The sequence below is a fragment of the Aggregatibacter kilianii genome (genome assembly GCF_003129965.1).
Lineage (GTDB): Bacteria > Pseudomonadota > Gammaproteobacteria > Enterobacterales > Pasteurellaceae > Aggregatibacter > Aggregatibacter kilianii_A.
Genome location: NZ_NRCJ01000002.1, coordinates 102,411 through 127,697 on the forward strand (window position 1 = coordinate 102,411; position 25,287 = coordinate 127,697).

The 25,287-nt window shown below is 46.2% G+C and carries 26 protein-coding genes; 6 read left to right on the forward strand and 20 right to left on the reverse strand.

All coding sequences use genetic code 11. The features are described 5' to 3' along the window. Positions 1 to 172: 172 nt before the first annotated feature. Genes lsrA through lsrG form a run of 6 tightly spaced genes read left to right on the forward strand, consistent with a single transcriptional unit; the run spans position 173 to position 6,026 of the window. Entirely contained in the window at positions 173 to 1,690 is a 1,518-nt protein-coding gene (gene lsrA, locus DK430_RS01855) for an autoinducer 2 ABC transporter ATP-binding protein LsrA (RefSeq protein ID WP_109077426.1), read from the forward strand. 23 nt (positions 1,691 to 1,713) lie between these two features. Next, on the forward strand, positions 1,714 to 2,730 hold the full coding sequence (lsrC, locus tag DK430_RS01860; RefSeq protein WP_109077554.1) for an autoinducer 2 ABC transporter permease LsrC: 1,017 nt from the start codon (positions 1,714 to 1,716) through the stop codon (positions 2,728 to 2,730). Positions 2,731 to 2,743: 13 nt separating this feature from the next. Next, positions 2,744 to 3,745, forward strand: a complete 1,002-nt coding sequence (lsrD, locus tag DK430_RS01865; protein ID WP_109077427.1) for an autoinducer 2 ABC transporter permease LsrD — start codon at positions 2,744 to 2,746, stop codon at positions 3,743 to 3,745. Positions 3,746 to 3,769: 24 nt separating this feature from the next. Beyond that, positions 3,770 to 4,786 (forward strand): autoinducer 2 ABC transporter substrate-binding protein LsrB, encoded by a 1,017-nt coding sequence (gene lsrB, locus DK430_RS01870; protein WP_109077428.1) that lies wholly within the window; start codon positions 3,770 to 3,772, stop codon positions 4,784 to 4,786. Positions 4,787 to 4,809: 23 nt separating this feature from the next. After that, the gene (gene lsrF, locus DK430_RS01875) at positions 4,810 to 5,688 is read left to right on the forward strand and encodes a 3-hydroxy-5-phosphonooxypentane-2,4-dione thiolase (RefSeq protein ID WP_109077429.1); all 879 of its coding nucleotides are present in this window, start codon (positions 4,810 to 4,812) and stop codon (positions 5,686 to 5,688) included. Between the two features lie 35 nt (positions 5,689 to 5,723). Further along, positions 5,724 to 6,026, forward strand: coding sequence for a (4S)-4-hydroxy-5-phosphonooxypentane-2,3-dione isomerase (gene lsrG / locus DK430_RS01880; protein WP_109077430.1), 303 nt, complete (start codon positions 5,724 to 5,726; stop codon positions 6,024 to 6,026). A gap of 109 nt (positions 6,027 to 6,135) precedes the next feature. Here lsrG and pyk read toward each other — a convergent pair whose 3' ends face one another. The 20 genes from pyk to hybA all read right to left on the reverse strand — a co-directional run bounded on the left by pyk (position 6,136) and on the right by hybA (position 25,287). Beyond that, entirely contained in the window at positions 6,136 to 7,581 is a 1,446-nt protein-coding gene (pyk, locus tag DK430_RS01885; RefSeq protein ID WP_109077431.1) for a pyruvate kinase, read from the reverse strand. Positions 7,582 to 7,824: 243 nt separating this feature from the next. Next, positions 7,825 to 8,814, reverse strand: coding sequence for a ribonucleotide-diphosphate reductase subunit beta (locus DK430_RS01890; protein ID WP_109077432.1), 990 nt, complete (start codon positions 8,812 to 8,814; stop codon positions 7,825 to 7,827). Between the two features lie 157 nt (positions 8,815 to 8,971). Further along, positions 8,972 to 10,657: a ribonucleoside-diphosphate reductase subunit alpha gene (locus DK430_RS01895; protein WP_109077433.1), complete on the reverse strand. Its 1,686-nt coding sequence runs from the start codon at positions 10,655 to 10,657 to the stop codon at positions 8,972 to 8,974. A gap of 276 nt (positions 10,658 to 10,933) precedes the next feature. Beyond that, positions 10,934 to 11,740, reverse strand: a complete 807-nt coding sequence (gene trpA, locus DK430_RS01900) for a tryptophan synthase subunit alpha (protein WP_109077434.1) — start codon at positions 11,738 to 11,740, stop codon at positions 10,934 to 10,936. Next, complete coding sequence (trpB, locus tag DK430_RS01905; protein WP_109077435.1) at positions 11,737 to 12,936, reverse strand: tryptophan synthase subunit beta; 1,200 nt, start codon at positions 12,934 to 12,936, stop codon at positions 11,737 to 11,739. Before trpB ends, trpA begins: the two co-directional genes overlap by 4 nt. Before the next feature lie 9 nt (positions 12,937 to 12,945). Further along, on the reverse strand, positions 12,946 to 13,710 hold the full coding sequence (locus DK430_RS01910; RefSeq protein ID WP_109077436.1) for an SDR family oxidoreductase: 765 nt from the start codon (positions 13,708 to 13,710) through the stop codon (positions 12,946 to 12,948). A 246-nt stretch (positions 13,711 to 13,956) separates the two neighbouring features. After that, on the reverse strand, positions 13,957 to 14,355 hold the full coding sequence (gene vapC / locus DK430_RS01920) for a type II toxin-antitoxin system tRNA(fMet)-specific endonuclease VapC (protein WP_109077437.1): 399 nt from the start codon (positions 14,353 to 14,355) through the stop codon (positions 13,957 to 13,959). A 3-nt stretch (positions 14,356 to 14,358) separates the two neighbouring features. Beyond that, complete coding sequence (vapB, locus tag DK430_RS01925; protein WP_109077438.1) at positions 14,359 to 14,592, reverse strand: type II toxin-antitoxin system VapB family antitoxin; 234 nt, start codon at positions 14,590 to 14,592, stop codon at positions 14,359 to 14,361. A gap of 268 nt (positions 14,593 to 14,860) precedes the next feature. Further along, on the reverse strand, positions 14,861 to 16,165 hold the full coding sequence (locus DK430_RS01930; protein ID WP_109077439.1) for a sodium ion-translocating decarboxylase subunit beta: 1,305 nt from the start codon (positions 16,163 to 16,165) through the stop codon (positions 14,861 to 14,863). 10 nt (positions 16,166 to 16,175) lie between these two features. After that, positions 16,176 to 17,972 (reverse strand): sodium-extruding oxaloacetate decarboxylase subunit alpha, encoded by a 1,797-nt coding sequence (gene oadA / locus DK430_RS01935; RefSeq protein ID WP_109077440.1) that lies wholly within the window; start codon positions 17,970 to 17,972, stop codon positions 16,176 to 16,178. A gap of 15 nt (positions 17,973 to 17,987) precedes the next feature. Next, entirely contained in the window at positions 17,988 to 18,254 is a 267-nt protein-coding gene (locus DK430_RS01940; protein ID WP_109077441.1) for an oxaloacetate decarboxylase subunit gamma, read from the reverse strand. 247 nt (positions 18,255 to 18,501) lie between these two features. Further along, entirely contained in the window at positions 18,502 to 18,915 is a 414-nt protein-coding gene (locus DK430_RS01950; protein ID WP_109077442.1) for a DUF2628 domain-containing protein, read from the reverse strand. 201 nt (positions 18,916 to 19,116) lie between these two features. Beyond that, the gene (locus DK430_RS01955; RefSeq protein WP_109077443.1) at positions 19,117 to 19,539 is read right to left on the reverse strand and encodes a hypothetical protein; all 423 of its coding nucleotides are present in this window, start codon (positions 19,537 to 19,539) and stop codon (positions 19,117 to 19,119) included. Beyond that, positions 19,539 to 19,823, reverse strand: a complete 285-nt coding sequence (locus tag DK430_RS01960) for a hypothetical protein (protein ID WP_109077444.1) — start codon at positions 19,821 to 19,823, stop codon at positions 19,539 to 19,541. The genes DK430_RS01955 and DK430_RS01960 overlap by 1 nt, the downstream gene beginning before the upstream one ends. A gap of 95 nt (positions 19,824 to 19,918) precedes the next feature. Next, positions 19,919 to 20,194 (reverse strand): hydrogenase maturation factor HybG, encoded by a 276-nt coding sequence (gene hybG, locus DK430_RS01965; protein WP_109077445.1) that lies wholly within the window; start codon positions 20,192 to 20,194, stop codon positions 19,919 to 19,921. Positions 20,195 to 20,223: 29 nt separating this feature from the next. After that, complete coding sequence (gene hybE / locus DK430_RS01970) at positions 20,224 to 20,733, reverse strand: hydrogenase-2 assembly chaperone (protein ID WP_109077446.1); 510 nt, start codon at positions 20,731 to 20,733, stop codon at positions 20,224 to 20,226. A gap of 97 nt (positions 20,734 to 20,830) precedes the next feature. Beyond that, complete coding sequence (locus tag DK430_RS01975) at positions 20,831 to 21,319, reverse strand: HyaD/HybD family hydrogenase maturation endopeptidase (RefSeq protein ID WP_109077447.1); 489 nt, start codon at positions 21,317 to 21,319, stop codon at positions 20,831 to 20,833. Next, entirely contained in the window at positions 21,319 to 23,028 is a 1,710-nt protein-coding gene (gene hybC, locus DK430_RS01980) for a hydrogenase 2 large subunit (RefSeq protein ID WP_109077448.1), read from the reverse strand. The genes DK430_RS01975 and hybC overlap by 1 nt, the downstream gene beginning before the upstream one ends. Next, on the reverse strand, positions 23,028 to 24,254 hold the full coding sequence (hybB, locus tag DK430_RS01985; RefSeq protein WP_109077449.1) for a Ni/Fe-hydrogenase cytochrome b subunit: 1,227 nt from the start codon (positions 24,252 to 24,254) through the stop codon (positions 23,028 to 23,030). The genes hybC and hybB overlap by 1 nt, the downstream gene beginning before the upstream one ends. Next, positions 24,247 to 25,287 (reverse strand): hydrogenase 2 operon protein HybA, encoded by a 1,041-nt coding sequence (gene hybA / locus DK430_RS01990; RefSeq protein WP_109077450.1) that lies wholly within the window; start codon positions 25,285 to 25,287, stop codon positions 24,247 to 24,249. The genes hybB and hybA overlap by 8 nt, the downstream gene beginning before the upstream one ends.

The window sequence follows — 25,287 nt, forward strand, 5'->3', positions numbered from 1 at the left end:
TTTTGTAAAAGCATGATGGAGATCACTTTTTTAAAAATAAAAGGGAGTTTTTCATAGTGGTTGTCAAGATTTGTGATCTGCTTCGCAGAATTTTTATAAATTCCCATCTAGTATTTTGAAAAAATGTTTTTTGATAAATACATTTGTTCATCTCTAGTGTGGCAGGTAAAACATGCAAACTCAAATTTCAGAGCCTAAATGCTTAATATCCGCCCGAAACATCGGTAAGTCGTTTTCCGGCGTGGAAGTGCTGAAAGCTATCGATTTTTCTCTCTATGCCGGTGAAGTGCATGCCTTGCTCGGCGGTAATGGCGCCGGTAAATCCACCTTAATGAAAATTATCGCCGGGATTCAGCCGCAAGATAGCGGGGAACTGGAAATCCATGGAGTACGACAAAACAAACTTTCACCAAACAAAGCACATCAGCTCGGTATCTATTTAGTACCGCAAGAACCGTTGTTATTTCCAAATTTGACGGTGAAAGAAAATATTTTATTCGGATTAGCTCGCAGCGAAAAAACATCGGAAAAACTGACCGCACTTTTAGAGGAACTGAACTCGCATTTAAAACTGGATATGCTGGCAGGCTCATTGGAAGTTGCCGATCAACAGCTGGTAGAGATTATGCGTGGGCTGATGCGTAATGCTTCCATTCTGATTTTGGACGAACCGACCGCCTCATTGACACCGATAGAAACGGAGAATCTGTTTAAGAAAATTCATTCTTTATTAGAAAAAGGTGTCGGTATTGTGTTCATTTCTCATAAATTGCCCGAAGTATGGCAGATTTCTCATCGAATTAGTGTCATGCGTGACGGTTATATTGCCTTAACCGGCAACACAACCGAACTTAATAAGGATGACGTGATCACCGCTATTACGCCAAAAGCAAAGAATGCACAATTGACGGAAAGTCAAAAATTATGGTTGGAGCTACCGGGACATAACCGAGTGAAATCTACTGATAAGCCGATTTTGCAGGTAAATAATCTGACCGGTGAGGGCTTTAAAAATGTGTCTTTTGACATTTATCCCGGTGAAATTTTGGGATTGGCAGGCGTTGTTGGAGCAGGGCGAACTGAATTGGCGGAAACACTGTACGGGCTACGCAAACAAAAGTGCGGTCAGATTTTCTTTGATAATCGGGAAATCAGCGTTTGTGATATTAAAGACCGATTACATCAAGGCATTGTTTATTTGCCGGAAGATCGTCAGGCTTCAGGATTGTATCTGGATTCGCCGTTGACTTGGAATGTGTGCGGGCTGACCTATAACGACATGGGATTTTGGCTGGATACGGCAAAAGAAAGTGCCATTTTGGAACGCTATTATCGTGCTATCGGGATTAAGTTTAGTGATGAACAACAAGCCGTCAGAACCCTATCCGGCGGTAATCAACAAAAGGTACTGATTGCCAAATGTCTGGAAGCAGATCCGGTGTTGCTGATTGTGGACGAACCGACGCGCGGCGTGGACGTGGGGGCGCGGGCGGATATCTATCAGCTGATTAAAAATATTGCCAAACAGAATGTAGCGGTGTTGTTTATTTCTTCCGATTTGGAAGAAATTGAGCAAATGTCTCATCGGGTGCTGGTTATGCACGACGGACAAATCGGCGATTCATTGGTGGGCGAGGCGATTAATACCAATAACATCATGCAAATGGCGTTTGGCGGCGCACATTCATAAGGAGAATGGTTATGGGAAAATTAATGTTGAAGCTAATTCAGGATAATCGTGAACTCACCATTCTTATTGCCATCGGCTTATTATTTTTATTGTTGGGATTTGTGGGAAACGGCTTTCATCTGCAAACCTTAAGCATGATTTTTAATTCTGCACAAATTGTCATTTTACTGGCGATCGGTGCCACTTTCGTCATTTTGACCCGTAATATCGATGTGTCTGTTGGTTCCACCATGGGGCTTTGTGCGGTGATTGTCGGTAGTTTATTAAATGCCGGTTATGGCTTGACTTCCGCATTTCTGATGACTTTATGTTGTGGTTTGGCAGCGGGATTATTAAACGGTGTGCTGGTTACCACATTGCGTATTCCTGCCATTGTCGCCACATTAGGAACACTCGGACTATACAAAGGCATCATGCTGTTGATTACCGGTGGGAAATGGATTGAAGGTTTGCCGCAACAGTTAAAAAACTTGTCCGAGCCCATTTTTTTACACATTTCACCCATCGGTTGGCTACTGATTTTGCTGATTCTTGCCACCTTTTATTTCTTAACCAAATTACCTGCCGGACGCAATTTCTATGCGGTGGGAGACAACCTGCAAGGGGCGATGCAACTCGGTGTACGAATTGATCAGGTCAGAATCGTTGCCTTTGCCATAAACGGCATGATGGCGGCAATCGCCGGGATTGTGTTTGCCTCACAAATTGGGTTCGTGCCGAATTCCACCGGTAACGGTTTGGAAATGAAAGCCATTGCCGCTTGTGTGCTGGGCGGTATCAGTTTGCTTGGCGGTGCAGGGAATTTAATCGGCGCGGTACTCGGCGCCTACTTCTTAATTCAAATTGATACGATTTTGGTGCTGCTTAAAGTGCCGGCGTATTGGAATAATTTTGTTGCGGGGATTGTGCTGCTTGCCGTGTTGGTATTTGACGGACGGATTCGGGTGATGATTGCCAATAATTTGAAATTACAACGTTATGCCCGTTTCCTGAAAGATGAAAACGTGAACGGCATTGATACAAAAGTGCGGTCGAAATAAAGGGAGAATTGTTATGACATTAAAAAAATACGGTTGGGAATTGACGTTATTTTGTTTAGTCATCGTTGAAATTCTCGGTTTCGGCGCTTTTAACCCGCGTATGTTAGATTTGAACGTTTTACTATACAGTACTAGCGATTTTATTTATATCGGCATGCTTGCATTACCCTTAACCATGATTATCGTCAGTGGCGGAATGGATATTTCTTTTGGTTCCACCGTTGGTTTATGCGCCATTACTCTGGGTGTATTGTTTAAAGCAGATGTGCCTTTGATGTTGGCGATTCCACTAACCTTTGTAGTTGGTGTGTTATGCGGCTTAATTAATGCGGGCTTGATTATTTATACCAAAGTAAACCCTCTGGTGATTACGCTCGGTACCATGTATTTGTTCGGTGGTGGTGCATTGCTTTTATCCGGTTTCGCCGGTGCGACAGGCTATGAAGGCATCGGCGGATTTCCCGATACATTGCTGGACTTCGCCAATCAAACCTTATTCGATATTCCGACGCCGATTCTGTATTTTCTGCTAATGACGCTGATTTTCTGGTTATTAATGCATAAAACCACTATCGGCAGAAGCACATTCCTCATCGGACAAAGTGAACGCACCTCCCGTTACAGCGCCGTGCCGATTCGTCGTACATTGTTGTTGATTTATTCTTTCATCGGGATTATCGCCGCCTTTGTCGCCGTGTTATTGGTGTCTTATTTCGGCTCCGCCCGTTCCGATTTGGGCAGCTCGTTACTTATGCCGGTATTAACCGCCGTCGTGCTGGGCGGTGCGAATATTTACGGCGGTGCTGGTTCCATTATCGGTACGGCAATTGCCGCCATGCTTATCGGGTATTTGCAACAGGGGCTACAAATGATCGGTATTCCTAATGAAATTTCCAGTGCGTTATCCGGCGCATTACTTATTATCGTGTTAATCGGCAAGTCCGTCAGTTTGCATTATGGGGCTATTGTGCAATGGGTTCGTCGGCGAACCGAACGTCAGACAGCAGTAGATTAAAATCCAACTCAAAGGAGAATGAATATGAAAACGCGTGTAAAAATGACCGCACTTTCCGTGTTACTTGGCCTATCTGTTGTGGCGACGGCACAAGCCGCCGACCGCATCGCTTTTATTCCTAAACTGGTGGGGGTTGGCTTTTTCACCAGCGGCGGACAAGGCGCTACCGAAATGGGAAAAACGTTAGGGGTTGATGTGACTTACGACGGACCGACTGAACCAAGCGTTTCCAATCAAGTGCAGCTTATTAATAACTTCGTCAACCAAGGTTACAACGCCATTGTGGTCTCTGCAGTATCACCGGACGGATTGTGTTCTACTTTACAACGTGCCATGAAACGCGGTGTAAAAGTGTTGACTTGGGATTCCGATACTAAACCGGAATGTCGTAGCCATTATATTGACCAAGGCACACCGGAACAGTTGGGTTCCATGTTGGTGGAGATGGCGGCTGGGCAAATCAGCAAACCGAAAGCCAAAGTGGCGTTTTTCTATTCCAGCCCGACAGTAACCGACCAAAATCAATGGGTGAAAGAAGCAAAAGCAAAAGTTGCCAAAGATCATCCTGAATGGGAAATTGTGACAACGCAATTCGGTTATAACGATGCGATTAAATCCCTGCAAACCGCCGAAGGTATTTTAAAAGCCTATCCGGATTTGGATGCGATTATAGCGCCGGATGCTAACGCTTTACCGGCAGCTGCCCAAGCGGCGGAAAACCTGAAAGTCAATTCCGTGGTTATCGTCGGCTTTAGTACGCCGAATGTAATGCGTCCTTATGTAAAACGCGGCACGGTAAAACAATTCGGTTTATGGGATGTGGTGCAACAAGGCAAGATTTCCGTGGCAGCCGCCAATGCCTTGCTTAAAGGTGAAAAACTCAATGTGGGCGATAAATTAAACGTACAAGGTATCGGTACTATCGAAGTGTCACCGAACAAAGTACAAGGCTACGAATATGAAGCGGACGGCAACGGCATTATTTTATTGCCTGAACGCGTGGTGTTCACCAAAGATAATATCGATAACTACAATTTCTGATTAATGAAGAGAGGAGTATTTCAATGGCAGATTTAGATGACATCAGAGACGGCAAAGATTTCGGTTTGGATCGACCGCAAACCAATCAGGCGTTTTATTTAAAAGGCTCCGGTGCATTGGATTGGGGCATGCAATCCCGCTTGGCGAATATATTTAACCCGAAAACCGGCAGAACCATTATGTTGGCGTTCGACCATGGTTATTTCCAAGGGCCGACTACCGGGTTGGAACGTATTGATCTACATATTGCTCCGTTATTTGAATATACGGATGTGCTGATGTGTACCCGTGGAATTTTGCGTAGCGTGGTGCCGCCATCCACCCGTAAACCGGTCGTATTACGTGCTTCCGGTGCCAATTCCATTCTTACCGAACTCTCTAATGAAGCTGTGGCGGTATGCGTGGAAGATGCATTACGCTTAAATGTGTCGGCAATGGCGGCACAGGTGTATATCGGTTCGCAATATGAACATCAATCTATTAAAAATATTATCCAACTGGTGGATCAAGGCACCCGTTACGGTATGCCGACCATGGCGGTGACCGGTGTTGGTAAGGATATGGCACGGGATCAGCGTTATTTCTCACTGGCAACCCGTATCGCAGCGGAAATGGGGGCACATATCGTCAAAACTTATTATGTGGATAAAGGCTTTGAACGTGTGACCGCAGGTTGTCCTGTGCCGATTGTGATTGCAGGCGGTAAAAAATTACCGGAGCAGGAAGCTTTGGATATGTGTTACAAAGCTATCGATCAGGGGGCTTCCGGTGTGGATATGGGGCGTAATATTTTCCAATCCGAGGCGCCGATAGCCATGTTGAAAGCGGTACATGCCATTGTGCATGGCGGCGAAAATGCAGAAAAAGCCTATCAGTTATATCTGCATGAAAAAAATGCATAATTTGAACCGATATTTTTTGCAATAAGGAGTTTGTTATGTTTGCAATGTTGGTAGAAATTAATATCAAGGAAGGTAAAGAACAGGAGTTTTTGGAGGTCTTTGAACGTAACCATATTGGCACGCGACAGGAGCCGGGCAATTTGCGTTTTGACGTATTGCGTGATCCGGAAGTTCGCACCCGTTTTTACGCTTATGAAGTGTATGTGAACGAAGCTGCTTTGGAAGATCATCGTAAAACACTACATTATCATCGCTGCGTTACCGAGTTGGAGCCCTTGATGACCGGTAATCGAAGCAAAAAAATCTTTGAATGGGTTTTTCCGGAAACTGTTAATTGATGAATAATGCATAAAAGTGCGGTTGAAATTTTCAGTGTTTTTTTACCTATACGAAAAAAGGCTTAGAATTTCTTCTAAGCCTTTTATTTATTCGCTTGCCGTGGATTGGTTATTCAACGGTAAGAATACGACAGGTGTTGGTGTTGGCACCGGTGTTGACAACTTCAGCGCCTTGGGTTAACAGCACCGTGTCGCCTGACATTAAGAAGCCTTTTTCTTTTAGAAGATTGATGGCTTTTTGTGCGCCTTCGATGGTACGGCTGACATCATCGTAATAAACCGGTGTGACACCACGGTATAACGCGCACAGATTTAATGTGTTTTGGTTACGGGAGAGGGCGAAGATCGGTAAACCGGAACTAATGCGGGACATTAACAACGGAGTACGACCGGAGCTACTCATAGCAATAATCGCGCTTACACCTTTCATGTGGTTTGCGGCGAACATCGCGGACATAGCAATAGTTTCTTCAACGCTATCAAATTCTACATCCATACGGTGATGGGAAATGTTGATGCTAGGCATTTTTTCCGCACCCAAGCACACTTTCGCCATCGCAGCGACGGTTTCCGCAGGGTATTGACCCGCAGCGGTTTCGGCGGAAAGCATTACGGCATCAGTACCGTCCAACACCGCATTCGCTACGTCCATGACTTCCGCACGGGTTGGCATCGGGTTGCTGATCATGGATTCCATCATTTGGGTTGCGGTAATCACCACGCGGTTTAATTTACGGGAACGACGGATTAATTTTTTCTGTACGCCGACCAATTCCGGATCGCCGATTTCCACACCCAAGTCACCACGGGCAACCATGATGACGTCGGAAGCTAAAATAATGTCGTCCATTGCCGCGTCATCAACAACGGTTTCGGCACGTTCAACTTTGGCAACGATTTTTGCATTTAAGCCGGCTTCTTTGGCTAATTGACGGGCATAATTTAAGTCTGCGCTGGAGCGCGGGAAGGATACGGCAAGGTAGTCAACGCCAATACGTGCTGCGGTGATAATGTCCGCTTTGTCTTTTTCGGTTAATGCGTCAGCAGATAAACCGCCACCTAATTTGTTAATCCCTTTGTTGTTGGATAACGGACCGCCCACAGTCACTTCAGTGAAGACTTTCGCGCCTTCGGTGGATAATACTTTTAATTGCACGCGACCGTCGTCTAATAACAAAATATCGCCCGGTACGACGTCTTGCGGAAGAGTTTTGTAGTCTAAACCGACCACTTCTTGTGTGCCTTCTCCTTTTGGCAATTCGGCGTCTAAGATGAATTTATCGCCGACATTTAAGAAAATTTTGCCATCTTTGAAAGTGGACACGCGAATTTTAGGACCTTGTAAGTCACCTAAAATTGCCACGGTTTTACCTAATTTTTTAGCAATTTCGCGCACGCGTTCCGCACGACCGATATGATCTTCCGGAGAGCCGTGTGAGAAATTCATGCGTACGACATTAGCACCGGCAGCAATAATTTTTTCTAAATTGTTACCACGGTCTGTTGAAGGTCCCATGGTACATACAATTTTCGTTCTTCTTAGTCTTCTGGACATTAAGAGTTCTCCATAATTGATTGTATTGTAAACTTTTTACTGTGAGCGGTGATTTGACAATTACCCACAAAAAACTGGGCGGTATTATACGCCGAAAATAAAATTAGATCGAGATCACATTTTAGGAAAAAACCGTTGCAATTTTCGCCGTTTTGATAAAAGCGTTAAAGCATAATCGCTTAGGTTTCATCATGAAAAAAGTGCGGTTGAAAAAACAATTAAATTTTCCACCGCACTTTAAGATTAGAACAAATCATCCGCCGTGATTTGCTTCATTTTTTTGCTGTAATCCGTGGAGCGTTTATTGAAGAAATCCGTTTCTTTGGTGGAGAGAATTTCAATGTCAAACCATTCCGTTTCTTTCAGCTGTTCCGGATTAATGTTGTAAATCGGGTCTAAGCCCAACGCGGTTAAGGAATTGTTGTAGCGATTGGCGATATAGTTTTCAACGGTGGCTTTGCTTAAAAAATCCAATTCGCCGTCTTCAAAAATCCAGTCCAAAATGGCTTTTTCCGCTAGGAAGGCTTGCTCGGCAAGTTCTTTTAATTCCGTATAGAATGCATCTGTAAATAATTCCGGTTGTTCTTCACGTAAAAGATGGTAAAGCGTAATGCCGAAACGCCCGTGAATTTCTTCTTCTTTAGAAGTGGCTTCCACGGCGTTGGAAATCCCTTTGAATAGATTTTTATGCTTATTAAAGCTCATCATGATCACGAATTGGCTGAACAGGGAAATGTGTTCCACAAACAGGGAAAACATCACCAAAGACAGTACGAAATCCTGCTGGCTCACGTCTTTTTTGCGCATAAAAGCTTCCATGTATTCAATGCGCGCCATAATGGCTTTGTATTGACGTACATTGCGAAACATTTCGTTTAAGCCGAGTTTTTCCAACAGGAAAGAATAGGCGTCTTTGTGACGAATTTCCGATTCCAGAAAACTGCCGCCTACATCTTCAATTTCCGGTTTCGGGAAATAATTGTAAAGGTTGCCCCAGAAGCGCTTCACGCTCACTTCAATTTGCGAAATGGCAAGCATGGTTTTGGTGATTACGGAACGTTCTACATCGCTGATGTGGGTGCGGAAATCCTGAATGTCGCCGGTGAAATTAAATTCCGTATGAAGCCAATAGGAGTGACGAATGGCATCTTTAAATTCCAACAGTTCGGGATATTCGTAAGGTTTAATTTCAAAGCGTGGGGTAAATAGGCTACGTTTGGCAGTGGCGTTCATTGTGTGATCCTCGTGATTTATGTAATAAGGCTCAGATTGGATAGCGCACGCTTCCTAGCGTGTGCTGTGAGCCGAGCTTGTGCCGTAAAATTTGGCACGCGTTAGAAAACGCGCGCCATTGTTGTTTTAAAAAGTGCGGTTAAATTTTTTAGTGTTTTTAACCTTCGCAACTGCTGCAATTGAGTAGGTTACGGTTAAACACTTGCGCGGCACTCATGCTGTATTGGTAGTAAATGGATTTTAGTCCTAATTCTTCAGCGGTGAGGTAAAGCTGATTCAAATCTTTTGCCGGCGTTGCCGGGTGTACCATGATGTTCACGCTTTGCCCTTGGTCGATGTATTTTTGACGTTGTGCCGCTTGTTGAATCACGGAAAGTTGGCTGATTTCCGAAAAAGTTTTGAATACCTCTTTTTCCTGCTCGGTAAGCTCGGCTAAATGCTGTACGGAACCATCATTGAGCAAAATGCTTTCCCAAATATCTTCACGATCCAAGCCTTTTTGTTTAAGCAACGCCTCCAAGAACGGATTTTTGTACACCACTTTAATTTTGGACAAATCTTTCACGTAATAATTGGACTTAAACGGCTCGATGGACGGCGATACGCTGCCTAAAATAAAGCTGCTGGATTTTGTCGGCGCCACGCTCATTAAAGTGGTATTGCGACGACCGTAGCCTTTCAGAATTTCCGGTTCGCCGAAACGGTGTGCCAGTTCTTTCGACGCTTTTAAGGTTTTTTCCTGTAACAATTTGAAAATCATATTATTGTGTTGCATGGCTTCAAAGCTGTCGAAAGCGATGTTTTTCGATTGTAAATAACTGTGCCAGCCCAACACACCTAAACCCAATGCGCGATGGCGTCGGGCGAATTTGTTGGCTTTTTCCATGTATTGAATGTTTGCGCTTTGTTCAATGAATTCGCTCATGACCGTATCCAGGAAATAGGTCAACACTTCCGGCGCGTCGGTGTCTTTCCACTCATCAAAATAGAGCAGATTCATAGAGGACAAACAGCACACAAAACTTTCGTCTTCGCTGGACGGCAGTGCAATTTCGCTACATAAATTGGAAGCGTGGATCATCATGTTGCGATCTTTATACACGTCCGGACGACCGGCGTTGGCGTTGTCTTTAAAGAATAAATACGGAATACCGGTTTCTGTTTTACGTTGTAATAATTTCGCCCAAATTTGACGTTTGTACGGATCGCCGGCTTTCATGGCTTCCAGCCATTCGTGGCTGACGCACACGCCGTAATACATTAACTGAATCGGGTTGCCTTCGGTGTGAATGTCCAACCATTCTTCAATGTCGCCGTGGTCGATGTCGATGTAACCGGCGAACATGCCTTTGCGGCTGGTGCCTTGGCTGATGGTATCGATGGTGGCTTCAAACAGTTTGGTAAAGGCAAAAGAACCGTTGGATTTGCCGTTGTTGGTGATGTTGGAACCGCGCGGACGAATATCACCGAAATAGCCGGAAGTACCGCCGCCCAGTTTGCTCATCACGCCGATTTCCGCCACCGTGGACATAATGCTGTTGATGGAATCGCCGATGTAAGAGCCGAAACAACTGATGCTCAAGCCGCGACTTAAGCCGAAATTCGACCAAATGGGCGAGGAGAGAGAATAATAGCCACGAGCCATGTAGTGATAGAATTTGTCCGCATAGCCTTCAATGCCTAATTTTTTTTCGGCGTAATCGGCGATAAAACGGATGCGTTCCAAGGCGGAAGTGCCTTCTAACAAATAACCACGTTGTAAAAATAATTTGCTGTCTTCATTGAGCCAAGCAAAATCCGGTCGGTTAGGATCGGTAATCGGAAGAAATTGGGTGTGAGACATAATAACCTTGTAAATGAATAAGAATTAATCTCATTTATGGTATCAGGATTTAATTGTGATGAAAATCCGGATTTTTATTCCTTTCGAATAGTGAGGGATAATAAAGGAAACCACAATATCTAGTGTTTGTGGTATTTTTTATCGCTAAATATCGGAAGTGGTGATCAAGAGAGCAGACCAGTGACAGGGTTTGTGTGAAATGTGAATTTAAAGAAAAACAGGCAGGATTTTGACCGCACTTTCGTGACATTTTCAAAAGCGCGGTCGTTTTTGGCGCTATTTCGTCGCCGCTTTCATATTGCGTACGAATTCGCCCAGTTCATTCAAACATTGGGCGTGATTATCCAAATTACGCGCAATGATTTTCACCGTTGCCGAACCGGAAATCGCGCCTGCTGCGCCAAGGTGTAACGCTTCTTTCACCTGCGCAGGTTGAGCGATGCCGAAACCTTGCAGAATAGGCGGGGCATTGTTGGCTTTGAGTTGTTCCACTAAGCTATCCAGATTTGCCGCATGGCTTTGGTTTTCCGCACTGGTCACGCCTGCGCGGGAAACCAGATAAGTATAACCTTCGCTGCTTTGCGCCACGCCTTGAACGATTTTTTCATCCGCATTCGGCGGACAAATAAAGACGGGCTGAATGCCATGTCTTTTGGCGGCGGCAACGTAATCGTCTTTTGCCAACAACGGAATATCGGCGACCAACACCGCATCCACGCCCACGTTTGCGCAACGGGCATAAAATTCATCCAAGCCTTTGGCAAAAATTAAATTGGCGCAAAGTAACAAGCTGATAGGAATCTCCGGATATTTCGACCGCACTTTTTCCAGCAATTTGAAGCTGTCTTCCGTGCTGTGTCCTGCATTTAACGCGCGATTATTGGCGGCTTGAATGACCGGACCGTCCAATAACGGATCGGAAAACGGGAAACCGAGCTCCAAGGCGTCCGCGCCGTTATCCACGAGGGTGCTGATGATGTCAAAAGAACGCTCGAAAGTCGGGTCGCATAAGGTCACAAAAGGAACGAATGCGCCTTCATTTTTCGCGCTTAATTGGGCAAAGGTAGTTTCAAAACGGCTCATGATTGCATTCCTTTTTCATTTAAAATTTTATCGACGGTGAAAATGTCTTTGTCACCACGACCGGATAAATTCACCACTAAAATTTGTTCTTTGTTCGGTTCTTGACGGATCATTTTCAATGCTTGCGCAAGGGCGTGGGAGCTTTCCAGCGCAGGAATAATACCTTCATGTTTTGCCAGTTCTTGGAACGCATTTAGGGCTTCGTCATCGGTAATGCTCGGGTATTCTGCGCGTCCGATACTTTGCAAATAAGCGTGTTGCGGGCCGACGGAAGGGAAGTCAAGACCGGCGGAAATAGAGTAGGATTCTTCCACTTGACCATCTTCCGTTTGCATTAATGGTGATTTCATACCGAAATAAATGCCGACTTTAGCATGCCCCAACGGCGCGCCGTGTTCACCGGTTTCAATGCCTTTACCGGCAGGCTCAACACCGATTAAACACACGTTTGGTTCATCAATAAAATCCGTAAACATACCAATCGCATTTGAGCCACCGCCTACAGCAGCAATTACCGCATCAGGCAATCTACCTTCGCGTTCAAGCATTTGGCGTTTGGTCTCGATGCCAATCATTTTTTGGAATTCGCGCACAATTGTTGGGAAAGGATGTGGGCCTGCTGCTGTACCAAGCAAATAGTGCGTGGTTTCATAGTTTGCTGACCAATCACGCATCGCTTCGCAACAGGCATCTTTAAGTGAGCAAGATCCCTTTTGCACCGGAATGACTTCCGCCCCCATTAAACGCATACGGAAGACATTGGGTGATTGACGTTCTACGTCTTTTGCGCCCATGTAAACGCGACAAGGCATATCCAACATCGCGCAGGCAAGGGCTGTCGCCACGCCGTGTTGCCCAGCACCGGTTTCCGCGATAATGCGCGTTTTGCCCATGCGTTTTGCCAATAAAATTTGACCTAATACTTGGTTCGTTTTATGGGCTCCGCCGTGTAATAAATCTTCGCGTTTTAAGTAGATTTTGGCTTTTGTGCCTTTGGTTAAGTTACGGCAAAGGGTAAGTGCGGTCGGTCTGCCGGCATAATTTTTTAACAAATCTTGGAATTCACGTTGAAATTCCGGATCGTCTTTGGCTTCCACGAATGCTTTTTCAAGTTGTTGAAGCACCGGTACGAGAATTTCCGGCACATACATTCCGCCGAATTCGCCGAAATAAGGGTTTAAAATCGTCTCTGACATGCTGTTTCCTTAATCTAAATTTAAATTTCTTGCAACGTTAAGCGGTGCGAAAGTTTGTGCCGTCGGCATCACTTCGATTCGGTTAATATTGACGTGTTCCGGCTGTTGATTGAGCCACAGCACGATATTGGCAATGTCCTGCGATGTGACATATTGCACGTTTTCATAGAGTTTTTCCGCACGGGCGTCATCGCCTTTAAAACGCACATTGGAAAATTCCGTACCGCCACACAGACCCGGTTCTACATTGGAGACGCGAATATTGGTGCCGGCAAGATCGGCGCGCAGGTTTAAACTGAATTGTTTCACAAAGGCTTTGGTGCCGCCGTACACATTGCCGCCCGGATAAGGATAAGTGCCTGCAATGGAGCCAAAGTTAATGATATGCCCCTGATTGCGCGCCACCATTTGCGGCAAGATCAAACGGGTCATGGTCACCAAGCCTTTCACATTGGTATCGATCATCTTTTCCCAATCGTCCAAATTGACCTTATCGGCGGATTCCAAACCGAGGGCAAGCCCCGCGTTATTCACCAACAAATCAATGGCTTGCCATTCCGGCGGAAGGGTTTTTAAGGCGGTTTCGGCGGCGTGACGGTCGGAAATATCGAAGGCGAGAGGGAAGAAGTGTTTGCCGTATTCTTGTTGCAATTGCGCTAAACGTTCGCGTCTTCTGCCGGTGCCGATCACCAAATAACCGGCGTTTAATAAGGTGCGACAAATGGCGTTACCAAACCCGGCGGTCGCCCCTGTAACCAATGCAATTCTTGTCATGATTATCTCTCCCTATTCTGTTGAATCTGTGCGAATGCGGAACATACTACTACACTAGTACAAAAAAATATAGAACTTTTATCAAGAAATTTGAAAGATGGGAGACAAAAGTGCGGTCATTTTTCGAGATGGATTTTAGGTCGAAGAAAAACATAAAATGATAGCGCTAGCGTCCACGATTGTGCTGATATTCATTCTGTTAAGCAGAAAAAGGCACAAGCGAAGGACGCTTGCGCCGGCATAAATTTAAACCCAATTCTCCAAACGCAATCCTTCAATTCGTTCAAATTCCCTTACATTATTGCTGACTAACACCAATCCTTCGCTTCTTGCGTGCGCGGCAATATGTATGTCATTTTCACCGATGATTTTTCCCTGCTTGGCAAGTTGCGCCTTGATGTTGCCGAAATGGGCGGAGGCTTTTGGCGTGTACGGCAAAATCTCCAAACGGGAAAGAAAATCTTCAATCACGGCAATATTGCGAGCGGGAAATTGGCTTTTCTCGGCACCGTAATAAAGTTCGGAAACGGTGATCACGCTGACGCACATTCGTCCGGCATTTTGATTGAAAATATGCGCAACCTGCGCGGGGCGGTGTTTGATCACATAAATGGCGATATTGGTATCCAACATATAATTCAGCATGGGTTAGAGTTCCTCACGTTCCGTTTGATAACCGATTTCCCGTTCTGGCATAAAATCATCGCTGACTTGATTTTCGGCAAAAAAGAAACTGTCCCAAGTTTGTTCAATGGGGGTCAGAATTCGTTCATTGCCAACCACTCGAACTATCACTTTTTTCACATTATCGGCAAAGCGTACATTTGCCGGCAGGCGCACAGCTTGGCTTTTATTGGTCATAAAAATCGCGGCTTCTTGCATCATTTCCTCCGTGGATAAAATGTATTCACCTGAAGTATATACCAGATGGAAAGGGAATTAAAGCGACATTGATAAAAGCGAAAGTGCGGTCGTTTTTCGAGATGGATTCTAGATGGAAGAAAAAGGTTCAAAAAGATAGCGCAAGCGTCCACAGCTTGTGCTGATATTCATTACGTTAGGCAGAAAAAGGCACAAGCGAAAGACGCTTGCGCCATCTATTTAATTTAAGTGAAGAAAAGTGCGGTGCTTTTCCGCAACGTTTTTAACGTTACATCATCGCGCCCACATATTTCAGCATCACCCCTGCGGCAATGGCGGAGCCGATAACACCGGCAACGTTCGGTCCCATGGCGTGCATGAGCAGGAAGTTTTGGTGATCCGCTTCGAGTCCAATTTTATTGGATACACGCGCCGCCATTGGCACAGCGGAAACCCCGGCGGAGCCGATGAGCGGATTAATTTTGTTTTTGCTGAATTTGTTCATTAATTTCGCCATTAACACACCGCTTGCGGTGCCGATACCGAAAGCAATCACACCGAGGATTAAAATCCCTAAGGTTTGCGGTTGCAGGAATTTATCGGCAATGAGTTTCGAACCTACGGACAAGCCGAGCACGATGGTGACGATATTAATCAACGCGTTTTGGGTGGTGTCACTCAAACGTTCGACCACGCCGCTGACGCGCATTAAATTACCAAAACAGAACATCCCCAATAAAGGTGCGGCATCCGGTAACAATAAGCCGACGAGCAACAACAAAATTACCGGGAACAACACTTTTTCGCGGTTGCTCACATGGCGCATTTGAGTCATGCGGATTTTGCGTTCTTCTTCTGTGGTTAAAGCTTTCATGATCGGCGGTTGAATCAACGGCACTAACGCCATATAGGAATAGGCTGCCACGGCAATGGCACCGAGCAGTTCCGGTGCGAGTTTACTGGTGAGGTAAATCGCCGTCGGGCCGTCCGCGCCACCGATAATGCCGATAGACGCAGCTTGTGGCAGAGTGAACTCGATAATGCCGAAATAATTCAGTCCTAAAGCACCGAGCACGGTGGCGAAAATACCGAACTGCGCGGCTGCACCCAGCATAAGGGTTTTCGGATTTGCCAAGAGCGGACCGAAATCTGTCATGGCGCCTACGCCCATGAAAATCACCAAAGGCGCAATGCCGTAACCGATAGCGACTTTATAGAACAATGCCAGAATGCCCGCGCTGTAACCCATATCCATAGACAGGGTTTCCAACTGATTCATCATGGAAATCGGTGCGGAAGCCAGCGCTGTTTTAATCACCGCAGGATCAGGCGCCACACCCAGCTGTGCGGCGATCACGGCGATTTGTTCCGGAGAACCGAGATGGAGCAGGTTTTCCAAAGCGGTCATGGCAAGCCCGGCTTCGGGAATGTTGGATAACAATCCGCCGAAACCGATAGGCAATAGCAACAACGGCTCAAACTTGCGCGCAATGGCAAGCCACAACAAGAGCAGGCTGATGGCGATCATCACCGCCTGCCCCCATTGCAGATGGAACAGCCCCATACCTTGAATTAATGCAATAATGCTATCCATAGGTAACTCCTTAAACGAGGGTCATGACGGTATCACCCACCGCGACCGCATCGCCCGCTTTCACCACAATGCCACGCACCGTACCGCCTTGCGCCGCTTTCACTTCGGTTTCCATTTTCATGGCTTCAAGAATGAACAACACATCACCTGCTGCGACGGTTTGTCCTTCTGTTGCCACTACTTTCCAAATATTTCCTGCCATTGGTGCAGTCACCGGTGTGCCGCCGCTTGTTGGTGCCGGCGCAGGTGCGGCTTGTGGAACCGCTTGTGGTGTGGTAGTTGCCACATGAGAAATATCACCGCCTTCGCTGACTTTCACCACAAAGGCTTTGCCTTCCAATTCCACGGTGTAAATCGCAGAACCGGACGCAGCAGGTGCGGCTTTAGAAACAGGTTTATTTTCTACCGCACTTTCTTTGCCGGTCGGTGCCGGTTCAAAGGCGGCAGGGTTGTTGCGATTTTCTAGGAATTTCCAAGCGATTTGCGGGAAGAGGGCGACGATTAACGCATCGTCCACCGCATTGTCAGACAATTTCACGCCTTTCGCTTTGGCTTGTTCGGCAACGTCCGCTTCGATTTTCGCCATTTCAGGGGCGATGTGATCGGCAGGGCGATCCGTTACCGGCGCAGCGCCTTCTAATACACGGGCTTGCAATGCGCTATCTACCGGCGCCGGGGTTTTGCCATATTCGCCTTTTAAAATGCCGGCAGTTTCTTTGGCGATGATTTTGTAGCGTTCGCCGGTGAGCACGTTGATTACGGATTGTGTACCGACGATTTGTGAGGTCGGAGTCACCAACGGAATGTAGCCCAAATCTTTGCGTACGCGCGGAATTTCTTCCAACACCAAATCCAGTTTATCGGAGGCATTTTGTTGTTTTAATTGATTTTCCAAATTGGTGAGCATGCCGCCCGGCACTTGCGCCACCAGAATTCGGCTGTCCACACCACGAAGTTGACCTTCAAATTTTGCGTATTTTTTACGCACATTACGGAAGTACGCTGCGATTTTTTCTAAACGCGGAATATCTAAACCGGTGTCGTATTCGGTGCCTTGTAAGGTTGCCACCAAGGACTCAGTCGCCGGGTGACCGTAAGTGCCGGACATAGAGGAAATCGCCGTATCAATGCCGTCCACGCCCGCCTCAACGGCTTTTAACAATGCCATTTCCGCCATACCGGTGGTGGAGTGGCAGTGCAAATGCAATTCCACATCGAAACGTTTTTTGATTTCGCGTACTAACTCAGCGGCCGCCATCGGGTTCAAAATACCTGACATATCTTTAATCACAAGGCTGTCGATACCGATTTCAAGCAATTGTTCGGTGGTGTCGAGCCAAGTTTGCATGGTGTGCACCGGGCTGGTGGTGTAACTTAATGTCCCTTGCGCGTGACCGCCGAATTTACGCACCGCCTGCAATGCCGCTTTCATATTGCGCGGGTCGTTGAGCGCATCGAATACACGGAACACATCCATACCGTTCGCCACGCAACGTTCTACAAAGCGTTCCACCACGTCATCGGCATAGTGGCGATAACCAAGAAGATTTTGACCGCGCAACAACATTTGTAACGGGGTTTTCGGGCAGGCTTTTTTCAACTCGCGCAAACGCACCCACGGATCTTCACCCAAAAAACGAATACAGCTGTCAAATGTCGCACCGCCCCAAGCTTCCAGCGACCAATAACCGATGTCGTCCAATTCATGGGCAATCGGCAACATGTCATCAAGACGCAAGCGGGTCGCGAAAAGCGATTGGTGGGCATCACGAAGCACCAGTTCGGTCATTTTAATTTTTTTAGTCATAGCAAAATCCTTGTTTTATTTGAACTGTTGGGTACGGCGATGGTGCGCGATAGCCGCTGCAATCGCAGGGCGCAAACGCTCAAAATCGTCAGTGGGAGCCGCAGAAAGTGCGGTGGAATTTTTGGGAGTTTTTGGCGAGGGTTGAGGCTCGGGAAAATATTTGTTGATAAGTTTTGACATCAGCCCGATCGCCCAAATCAAAATGAGCAAAAAGACCAACACAAAACCCATCCCTGAAAACATCAGATTAATTCCTTCACCGAAAAGTTCTGCCGAAGTCATTAGTCGTTTCCTCATATTTTTGAAATGGGAGTTTCATTCTAGCGGATTCGTTTTCACAAAACCGTGATTGAGATCATAATTTGGGCTGATGGAGGAGTGGAGCAGGGAAAGTGCGGTGGTTTTTTGAGGTAGATTTTAGATGTTTTCAAGGTAACGATAGCGCAAGCGTCCACGCTTGTGCTGAAAATTTAGATTCGTGGAAATAAAAAGGCACAAGCGAAGGACGCTTGCGCCAGCGGGAGAGTGGTTATAAACCGCCTTCAAAAGGGTTCCAGCTACGAGAGCCTTTTACTTTGTGCAAGTAATAGGCTTTATTGGCAATAAGTGAATACAACGCGGCAAAACCGAATTGAAATCCCTTATCAATGGCTCTAATTTGCTCTTCTGACAATTGCATTGTTTCTTCAACAAAATAAAGTATGACTCCACTGATAAAGATAATACCGATTAACGTTATGTTTTTACGCCATAAGCCTAATATGAAAAAATAAAATAACCCAAAAAAGAATGCGATAAAGTTCTGTTGAAGGGATAATTTTTCTTTAAACGGAAGTGCCTTGTAAGCCGCTTTATATTCAGGGCTGTTAGAGCGAGTACCGTATTTATCGAAAAAATCAAAACGTTTTTGCCATTTAGGACTTAGTTCTTTTTCTGTAGTCATGTGATTTACCTCAGGTTGTGTGAATAAGGAGCGCGATTGTATTCTTTTTTTATTTGATTTTGAAGGGGATTTGGATTTTTATTGGGCTATAAGATTATTTAAACGTAACGATAGCGCAAGCGCCCACGCTTGTGCTGAAAATTTAGGTTCGTGAAAATTAAAAAGGCACAAGCGAAGGACGCTTGCGCCAGCAGAGGGAACTTATTTTTTCGGTTGAGCTAGTCTATCCGAAGTCCACTGATCATGTAGTTGTTTAATATTCTTATACTTTGAAGCTGCTCCAAAAAATTCATCATTTTGCTCAATAGCTTGAATAATAACGTCTTTATATATAACTTTCATTAAATCTTCATCAAGATTAGCACTCAATATATATATTGAAAGTAATTCTAACAAATTTAAAAAATCTTCAGTTTTTGCATTAAACTCTAGTCCTTGCTCTTTAGTATCTACTTTTTGATCGATAAGTGAAATTTGCTTTTTCGAAATTTCTATTTGAAGCTGAGTTACTATATTTAGTGCGCTAAGGTCATTTGATTTTTCTTGATGTTTTTTAGAGTTTCTATATGAACATAAAGAAAGTACAAATGCTAAAATTGAAATTACTGTTGTTAAAATTTCCATTATTTTCCCTTATTTGTTAATTTGGCTGAAATTTTTTCCTTTTTTAGTTTCATAAGAGCATAAAAATTCCCATTGTCTAGGCTTTCATTTGCAGGGAGTAATTCATATGCTTTATATAAACTTTTCCATGTTTTTAATTGTTCTTCTTTAGTTTTTGGTGAGATGTCTGACTCTATTTTATCAATGGCATCATTTATTTCTTTCTCATTTTTGGCATTTTCTAATAATGCTTTATATTTATCATTTTGTTTAATGTCGTTTAGATATTTTTTTAGTAAGGTCATTTTATTGGTCCTTGTTAAGAGTTAAATAATATTAATCATTGGTGAGTATTAATTATACAGATATAGTTATTTTTTTAATAGATGTCACCTCCTATTCAACCCTGATTCAACCCCAAAAAATCCCCCACTTCATGTTCCAGCTGGCTCATGGCAAGCAGGGCTTCTTGGGTTTGTTTGGCTTCTTCTTCGTCGATGATGCTCATGGCGAAGCCGACGTGGACGAGGACCCATTTGCCGAGGAGCGGTTTCGGGTCGTCGTTGCAGATGAGGGAAATATTGACTTCGCGTTGTACGCCACACACATCCACAGTGGCGAGTTGTAGCGCGCTGTCGCCGATTTTCACGATTTGACCGGGCACACCTAAACACATAATTCATTCACTCCATTTGAAAATTGCGCTTATTTTATCATGGCTTTAAACAGGTTTCGGCGATCCGGATCAAATTTTGGCGCTTTTGTCGGCATGGATAAAATCATGCGCAAACAATCCTGCGTGAGTTGTACGGCTTGTGCTTGGGTTAAATTCGGGTCGAGAGGAGAATGCAACGAACAGCTTAAATATTGCGGCACGTTTTTTACACCGCTGACGGTGAACGTGAGCACTTTGTAGGGCAGTTGCACGGTGATTTTGTCGCCTAATTCGCGCGGTTCCCAAACCTGTTGCGGACCGGGCAGAATGACCACGCTCATCATCCATGGCGTCAACACCGTGCCGACCCATTGTCCTTCAAATAACACAAATTTCGGACAGAAGCATTCAATGCCGTGATGGAAGAACGGCAAATCTCGCATTTCAGGCACGATTTTTTGCATTTCCGTAAGGAAAAGGTCTGTCGGATTTTCTTCAAAGCCGGCAATCGGGGTTAAAAGTGCGGTGGTTTTTTCAGATGTTTTTTCGTGTCGGTACATAATATTTACCCTAACCTAGGGTAAGTATACCCTAGGTTAGTTATGATTTTGCCCCTTTGGGGCAAGAGTAATGTTCCCCAAAGGGGAACGACAATGCCTAACCGTGGGTATACTTACCCACGGATGAGAAGCCATATTTATTCAAAACGCGATCAAGCGTCTCAAAAATCGCCGGAAATTGTTTTTGAATAGTTTCACTTAAAGCAATTTGGGGCTCTAGCGTTTCCGGCTGAATCCCAATCAAACAAAGATGTTGCGGGAATTCATCCGTTAATTTTAACGCGGAAAGCACATCGCAAATGCCGAGTTGGTGCGGCGAGATTTTGCGCGAGAAGAAGGTCGGCACTTGCTCGTCGTGTAGCACGATGATTTCGCCCGGTTGTTTATTGGCAAGCACGGCATCGATGATAATCAAATGATCGCGATTTGCCATCACATCCAGCAATTCCATGCCGCAGGTGCCGCCGTCGATGAGGTCAAAGTGCGGTTGAATTTCAGAGCGTTTTTCAAGTGCCTGCACAACGCGCACGCCCACGCCCTCATCGCTTAACAAAATATTGCCGACGCCAAGAATCAACGGCTTCATTACAACACCTTCACTTCGGTCACTTCGCCGTTTTCCGTGTTGACCACGTGCACCGCGCAGGACATACAAGGGTCGAAGGAATGGATTGTGCGCACCACTTCCAACGGTTTGGTCGGATCGGCTACCGGCGTGCCGATAATGGAAAGCTCGTAAGGCCCCATTTGGTCGCTTTCGTTACGCGGTCCGGAGTTCCAGGTGGACGGTACAACGGCTTGATAGTTTTCAATGCGTCCGTCTTTGATGACGACCCAGTGAGACAACATGCCGCGCGGCACTTCGCCGAAGCCGACGCCTTTAAATTCGCCGTTTGCCGGGATGTCCGTTTTGATGTAAGCGGTAGTGTCGCCTTTGCCGATGTTATCAATGAGCATTTGCCATTGGGCGCTTAAAATGTCGTTGATGGCGCAGCAATGCACGGTGCGGCCGATAATGCGTCCGAGGGTGGAGTGCAGTTGGTCGGTGGTTAAGCTGTTGCCCGTTAATTTTTCGTAAATGCCTTTTAATTCATTGAAATGGCTGACAGTCGGTTTGTTGTCGGACGCCAAGCCACACATTAAGTAGGCGAGCGGGCCCACTTCCACCACTTTACCGTAGAACGTCGGCGCTTTTACCCAGGAATATTTGCCGTCGTCCTGCCAGCCGGTGTATTTCGGACGGGTTAATCCTGCCCAAGGTTCCAACGCTTCGTCGTCTTCATACCAAGCGTGTTTGCCGCTTTCTTTGATGCCTTTCACCACAAAGTCGTCTTTTTGTCGGTCGATGGCGCGGAAGGTGGAGAGATCGGCGTTTTCGATGTAACCGCCTTTCAGCATAAATTGGGAATTGTCCGCGTCAATCGGGTATTCCGGCACGGACAAATAATTGCCGGAGGTTTTGCCGAGGCTGAGCCATTCCGGATAGTAGGCGGCGAACACGGCGGCATCCACTTTATATACTTGATTGATAAAGTCGGTGAGGCGATCAATACAGGCTTTTACGAACATCAGGCGTTCAAGATTGAGTACCGCTTGAGAATCCAAATTAATCGGGTTCGCCACGCCGCCGATAGCCAAGTTTTGAATGTGCGGGGTTTTACTGCCGAGCAACGCCACCACGCGATTGGCGTCACGTTGACATTCAAGGGCTTGCAAATAGTGCGCCACAGCGATGAGGTTCACTTCCGGCGGCAGTTTCATTGCCGGATGCCCGAAATAGCCGTTGGCGAAAATGCCGAGCTGTCCGCTATCCACCAATGCCTGAATTTTTTTCTGCACATTGCGGAATTCATTGGCACTGTTGAGCGACCAAGTAGAAACGCCTTTCAGCATATCGGCGGCTTTTTCCGGATCCGCTTGTAGCGCAGCGGTGATGTCCACCCAGTCCATGGCAGAAAGTTGATAAAAATGCACGATATGGTCGTGAATGCTGTGCGCAGCAAGAATCATGTTGCGAATATATTGGGCGTTTACCGGCACTTTGGCGCCGATAGCGTCTTCCACGGCTCGCACGCTGATGATGGCGTGCACGGTGGTGCATACGCCGCAGATACGTTGCATGATCATCCAAGCGTCACGGGGATCCGCACCTTTGACGATATTCTCCATGCCGCGCCACATGGTGCCGGAGGACCAGGCGTTGGTGACTTTGCCGTCTTCAATTTCGCAATCAATACGCAAATGGCCTTCGATACGGGTAATCGGGTCAATTGAGATACGTTTTTTTTCTGACATTATTCTGCTCCGCTAAGTTTTTTACTGAATGCCGCTTTTTCGGCAATAATTTTTTCTGATTCTTCTGTGTGTTTTTCTTTAAAGACCGGCAAAACCGGGAACAGACGAACAATCAAGATGTAGGCGCACACCTCAATGGAGACGAAACCGATTGAGATAAGCAATTCTTCCGCTGACGGGAAATATTTGTAGCCGTTGCCCGGATCGTACATGATGAGCGAGTAGTTCATCCGCCACAATGCGGCGCCGAGTAGCATGCTTAACGCCGAAATAAACAACCAGCGGGAATCGGATTTTTTCTCCCCGAGGAAAAGGGTGAGTAACGGCAACACCATCAACCAGATTTCCATCCAGAACATCCAGGCTTCAAATTTGGTTAATTTGTCAAAACCGAACACCAATTTGAGTTTGTCGTGATAAATCAATTCGCCGAAGCGCACTACAAGGAAACAGAAAATTAAGCCTGCGGTGACGCGTGCCAGTTGGGTGAATAAGTGTCGTTCGTCCGGCGTTTTACCGGCAAGACCGGCTTTCACCAAGGAGCCTTCGAAAATCACAATGGAAAAGCCCATAATGAAGGCAGTCAGTAAGGATAAAATCGGCAGCACCTCATAACTTTGCCATACCGGATGGACTTTATGACCCGCAACAATCATCAAAGAACCCATGGACGATTGGTGCATCATCGGCAACAAGGCGCCCAGGGCGATAATGAAAAACATGATTTTGTTAAGCTTGTTAAACCATTTTTTCAAACCGAGGAAACCGAGCCACACGGGGGCGAATTCCAATGTCACCACAATGATATACACGGTCATACAAAATGCCGTTTCAAACAGCACGGAGTTGGTGTTGAATTGACCCGGTACATAGAAATACGGCAAATGCCAGTAACGACCCATATCAATGGTGATGGATAAACCGCCGAGGGAATAACCGAACAGGCTGGCAAGCAGGGCGGGGCGCACCAAAGCGTGATATTTCCCTTTGTTGAAAATATATACCGTCCAGGCTAACGCCCAACCGCCGCAGGCAAATCCTGTGCCGACGAGCAAGTCAAAGGCGATCCATAACCCCCAAGGATAGCCGCCGTTTAAGGCGGTAACGGAACCGATACCGAAAACCAGCCGTTTGATAATCAACAAAGCACATAATACGGCTAACGGCGCGAAGAAAATAATGGCGGCAGAAATCAGGCGACCGCCCACCGGACGTGGATTACTCATGATGCTCATCCTCCGCTTCTTCAATTTCTTTGCGCGCCTGACGCATCGCCTCTTTTTGCGCGGCAATGCGTTCGGCAATTTTATCGCCGTGCATATTTTTGTAGGTCATGATGGTCAGCCCGGCAAGCGCTACTAACGGTAACGCCAGACCGCGATAGAGGAAATGCTGTAAATGCGCCGCACGGGTGCCGGTGGCGATTTCATCTAACGGCGGCAAACCGAGATTTTCAAAGGGCACGCCGCTTAATGCCAGCACCTGCGTGCCGCCGCCTTCCGTTTCGCCGTAAATGTGATATTGATACGCCGGCACGGTGGCGCGGTATTTGTCGCTGCTGTTGACGTGCTGGCGCGGGTAGTCGTATTCCGTGCCGCGAATTAAACGCAAGCGGCGTTTGGCTTCCGCTAATAATTCTTCCCGCGTACCGAAAATGATGGCACCCGTCGGGCAAACGTGACAACAGCCGGGCAATTCGCCTTTGTCGATACGTTCCAAGCCTTTTTGGTTACATAGCTCACATTTGCTGATTTCGCCGAAAGGATTGTCGTAGTCGTATTTCGGCACATCGAACGGGCAACCCACCATGCAATAACGGCAGCCGGTGCAAATGTCGGGGTCGTATTTCACAATGCCGGTTTTCGGATCTTTGGTCAGCGCCTGCACCGGGCAAACGGCGACACAGTTCGGGTCAACACAGTGCATACATTGTTTTTTAATGTAAGCGTAGCCGTTTTCCGTTTGGTCTTTGTTTTTACCGTCTCCGTCGCTCCAAACCTGAATGATATTGCGCGTGAAGGGTGTGAGCTTGTCGTTATTCGACCAAGTTTGTTCGCCTTTCGGATTCACTGCCGTACGATTTACATTTTGGCATTCGGCGACACAAGCCTGACAACCGACACAGAGTGTAGAGTCATACAGCATACCAAGTGCGGTCGGAATCGGCGGTAAATTTTCGTTTGCCCGAACGTTCGCCACAGGTAAACCGGAAGCGATTCCGCCAAGCAAACCTGCTTTCAGAAATTTGCGTCTATCCAT

What these genes read in the sequence shown, in the direction of transcription:
- lsrA (WP_109077426.1), top strand. Translation starts at nt 173, where the DNA reads ATGCAAACTCAAATTTCAGAGCCTAAATGCTTAATATCCGCCCGAAAC.
- lsrC (WP_109077554.1), top strand. Translation starts at nt 1,714, where the DNA reads ATGTTGAAGCTAATTCAGGATAATCGTGAACTCACCATTCTTATTGCC.
- lsrD (WP_109077427.1), top strand. Translation starts at nt 2,744, where the DNA reads ATGACATTAAAAAAATACGGTTGGGAATTGACGTTATTTTGTTTAGTC.
- lsrB (WP_109077428.1), top strand. Translation starts at nt 3,770, where the DNA reads ATGAAAACGCGTGTAAAAATGACCGCACTTTCCGTGTTACTTGGCCTA.
- lsrF (WP_109077429.1), top strand. Translation starts at nt 4,810, where the DNA reads ATGGCAGATTTAGATGACATCAGAGACGGCAAAGATTTCGGTTTGGAT.
- lsrG (WP_109077430.1), top strand. Translation starts at nt 5,724, where the DNA reads ATGTTTGCAATGTTGGTAGAAATTAATATCAAGGAAGGTAAAGAACAG.
- pyk (WP_109077431.1), bottom strand. Translation starts at nt 7,581, where the DNA reads ATGTCCAGAAGACTAAGAAGAACGAAAATTGTATGTACCATGGGACCT.
- DK430_RS01890 (WP_109077432.1), bottom strand. Translation starts at nt 8,814, where the DNA reads ATGAACGCCACTGCCAAACGTAGCCTATTTACCCCACGCTTTGAAATT.
- DK430_RS01895 (WP_109077433.1), bottom strand. Translation starts at nt 10,657, where the DNA reads ATGTCTCACACCCAATTTCTTCCGATTACCGATCCTAACCGACCGGAT.
- trpA (WP_109077434.1), bottom strand. Translation starts at nt 11,740, where the DNA reads ATGAGCCGTTTTGAAACTACCTTTGCCCAATTAAGCGCGAAAAATGAA.
- trpB (WP_109077435.1), bottom strand. Translation starts at nt 12,936, where the DNA reads ATGTCAGAGACGATTTTAAACCCTTATTTCGGCGAATTCGGCGGAATG.
- DK430_RS01910 (WP_109077436.1), bottom strand. Translation starts at nt 13,710, where the DNA reads ATGACAAGAATTGCATTGGTTACAGGGGCGACCGCCGGGTTTGGTAAC.
- vapC (WP_109077437.1), bottom strand. Translation starts at nt 14,355, where the DNA reads ATGCTGAATTATATGTTGGATACCAATATCGCCATTTATGTGATCAAA.
- vapB (WP_109077438.1), bottom strand. Translation starts at nt 14,592, where the DNA reads ATGCAAGAAGCCGCGATTTTTATGACCAATAAAAGCCAAGCTGTGCGC.
- DK430_RS01930 (WP_109077439.1), bottom strand. Translation starts at nt 16,165, where the DNA reads ATGGATAGCATTATTGCATTAATTCAAGGTATGGGGCTGTTCCATCTG.
- oadA (WP_109077440.1), bottom strand. Translation starts at nt 17,972, where the DNA reads ATGACTAAAAAAATTAAAATGACCGAACTGGTGCTTCGTGATGCCCAC.
- DK430_RS01940 (WP_109077441.1), bottom strand. Translation starts at nt 18,254, where the DNA reads ATGACTTCGGCAGAACTTTTCGGTGAAGGAATTAATCTGATGTTTTCA.
- DK430_RS01950 (WP_109077442.1), bottom strand. Translation starts at nt 18,915, where the DNA reads ATGACTACAGAAAAAGAACTAAGTCCTAAATGGCAAAAACGTTTTGAT.
- DK430_RS01955 (WP_109077443.1), bottom strand. Translation starts at nt 19,539, where the DNA reads ATGGAAATTTTAACAACAGTAATTTCAATTTTAGCATTTGTACTTTCT.
- DK430_RS01960 (WP_109077444.1), bottom strand. Translation starts at nt 19,823, where the DNA reads ATGACCTTACTAAAAAAATATCTAAACGACATTAAACAAAATGATAAA.
- hybG (WP_109077445.1), bottom strand. Translation starts at nt 20,194, where the DNA reads ATGTGTTTAGGTGTGCCCGGTCAAATCGTGAAAATCGGCGACAGCGCG.
- hybE (WP_109077446.1), bottom strand. Translation starts at nt 20,733, where the DNA reads ATGTACCGACACGAAAAAACATCTGAAAAAACCACCGCACTTTTAACC.
- DK430_RS01975 (WP_109077447.1), bottom strand. Translation starts at nt 21,319, where the DNA reads ATGAAGCCGTTGATTCTTGGCGTCGGCAATATTTTGTTAAGCGATGAG.
- hybC (WP_109077448.1), bottom strand. Translation starts at nt 23,028, where the DNA reads ATGTCAGAAAAAAAACGTATCTCAATTGACCCGATTACCCGTATCGAA.
- hybB (WP_109077449.1), bottom strand. Translation starts at nt 24,254, where the DNA reads ATGAGTAATCCACGTCCGGTGGGCGGTCGCCTGATTTCTGCCGCCATT.
- hybA (WP_109077450.1), bottom strand. Translation starts at nt 25,287, where the DNA reads ATGGATAGACGCAAATTTCTGAAAGCAGGTTTGCTTGGCGGAATCGCT.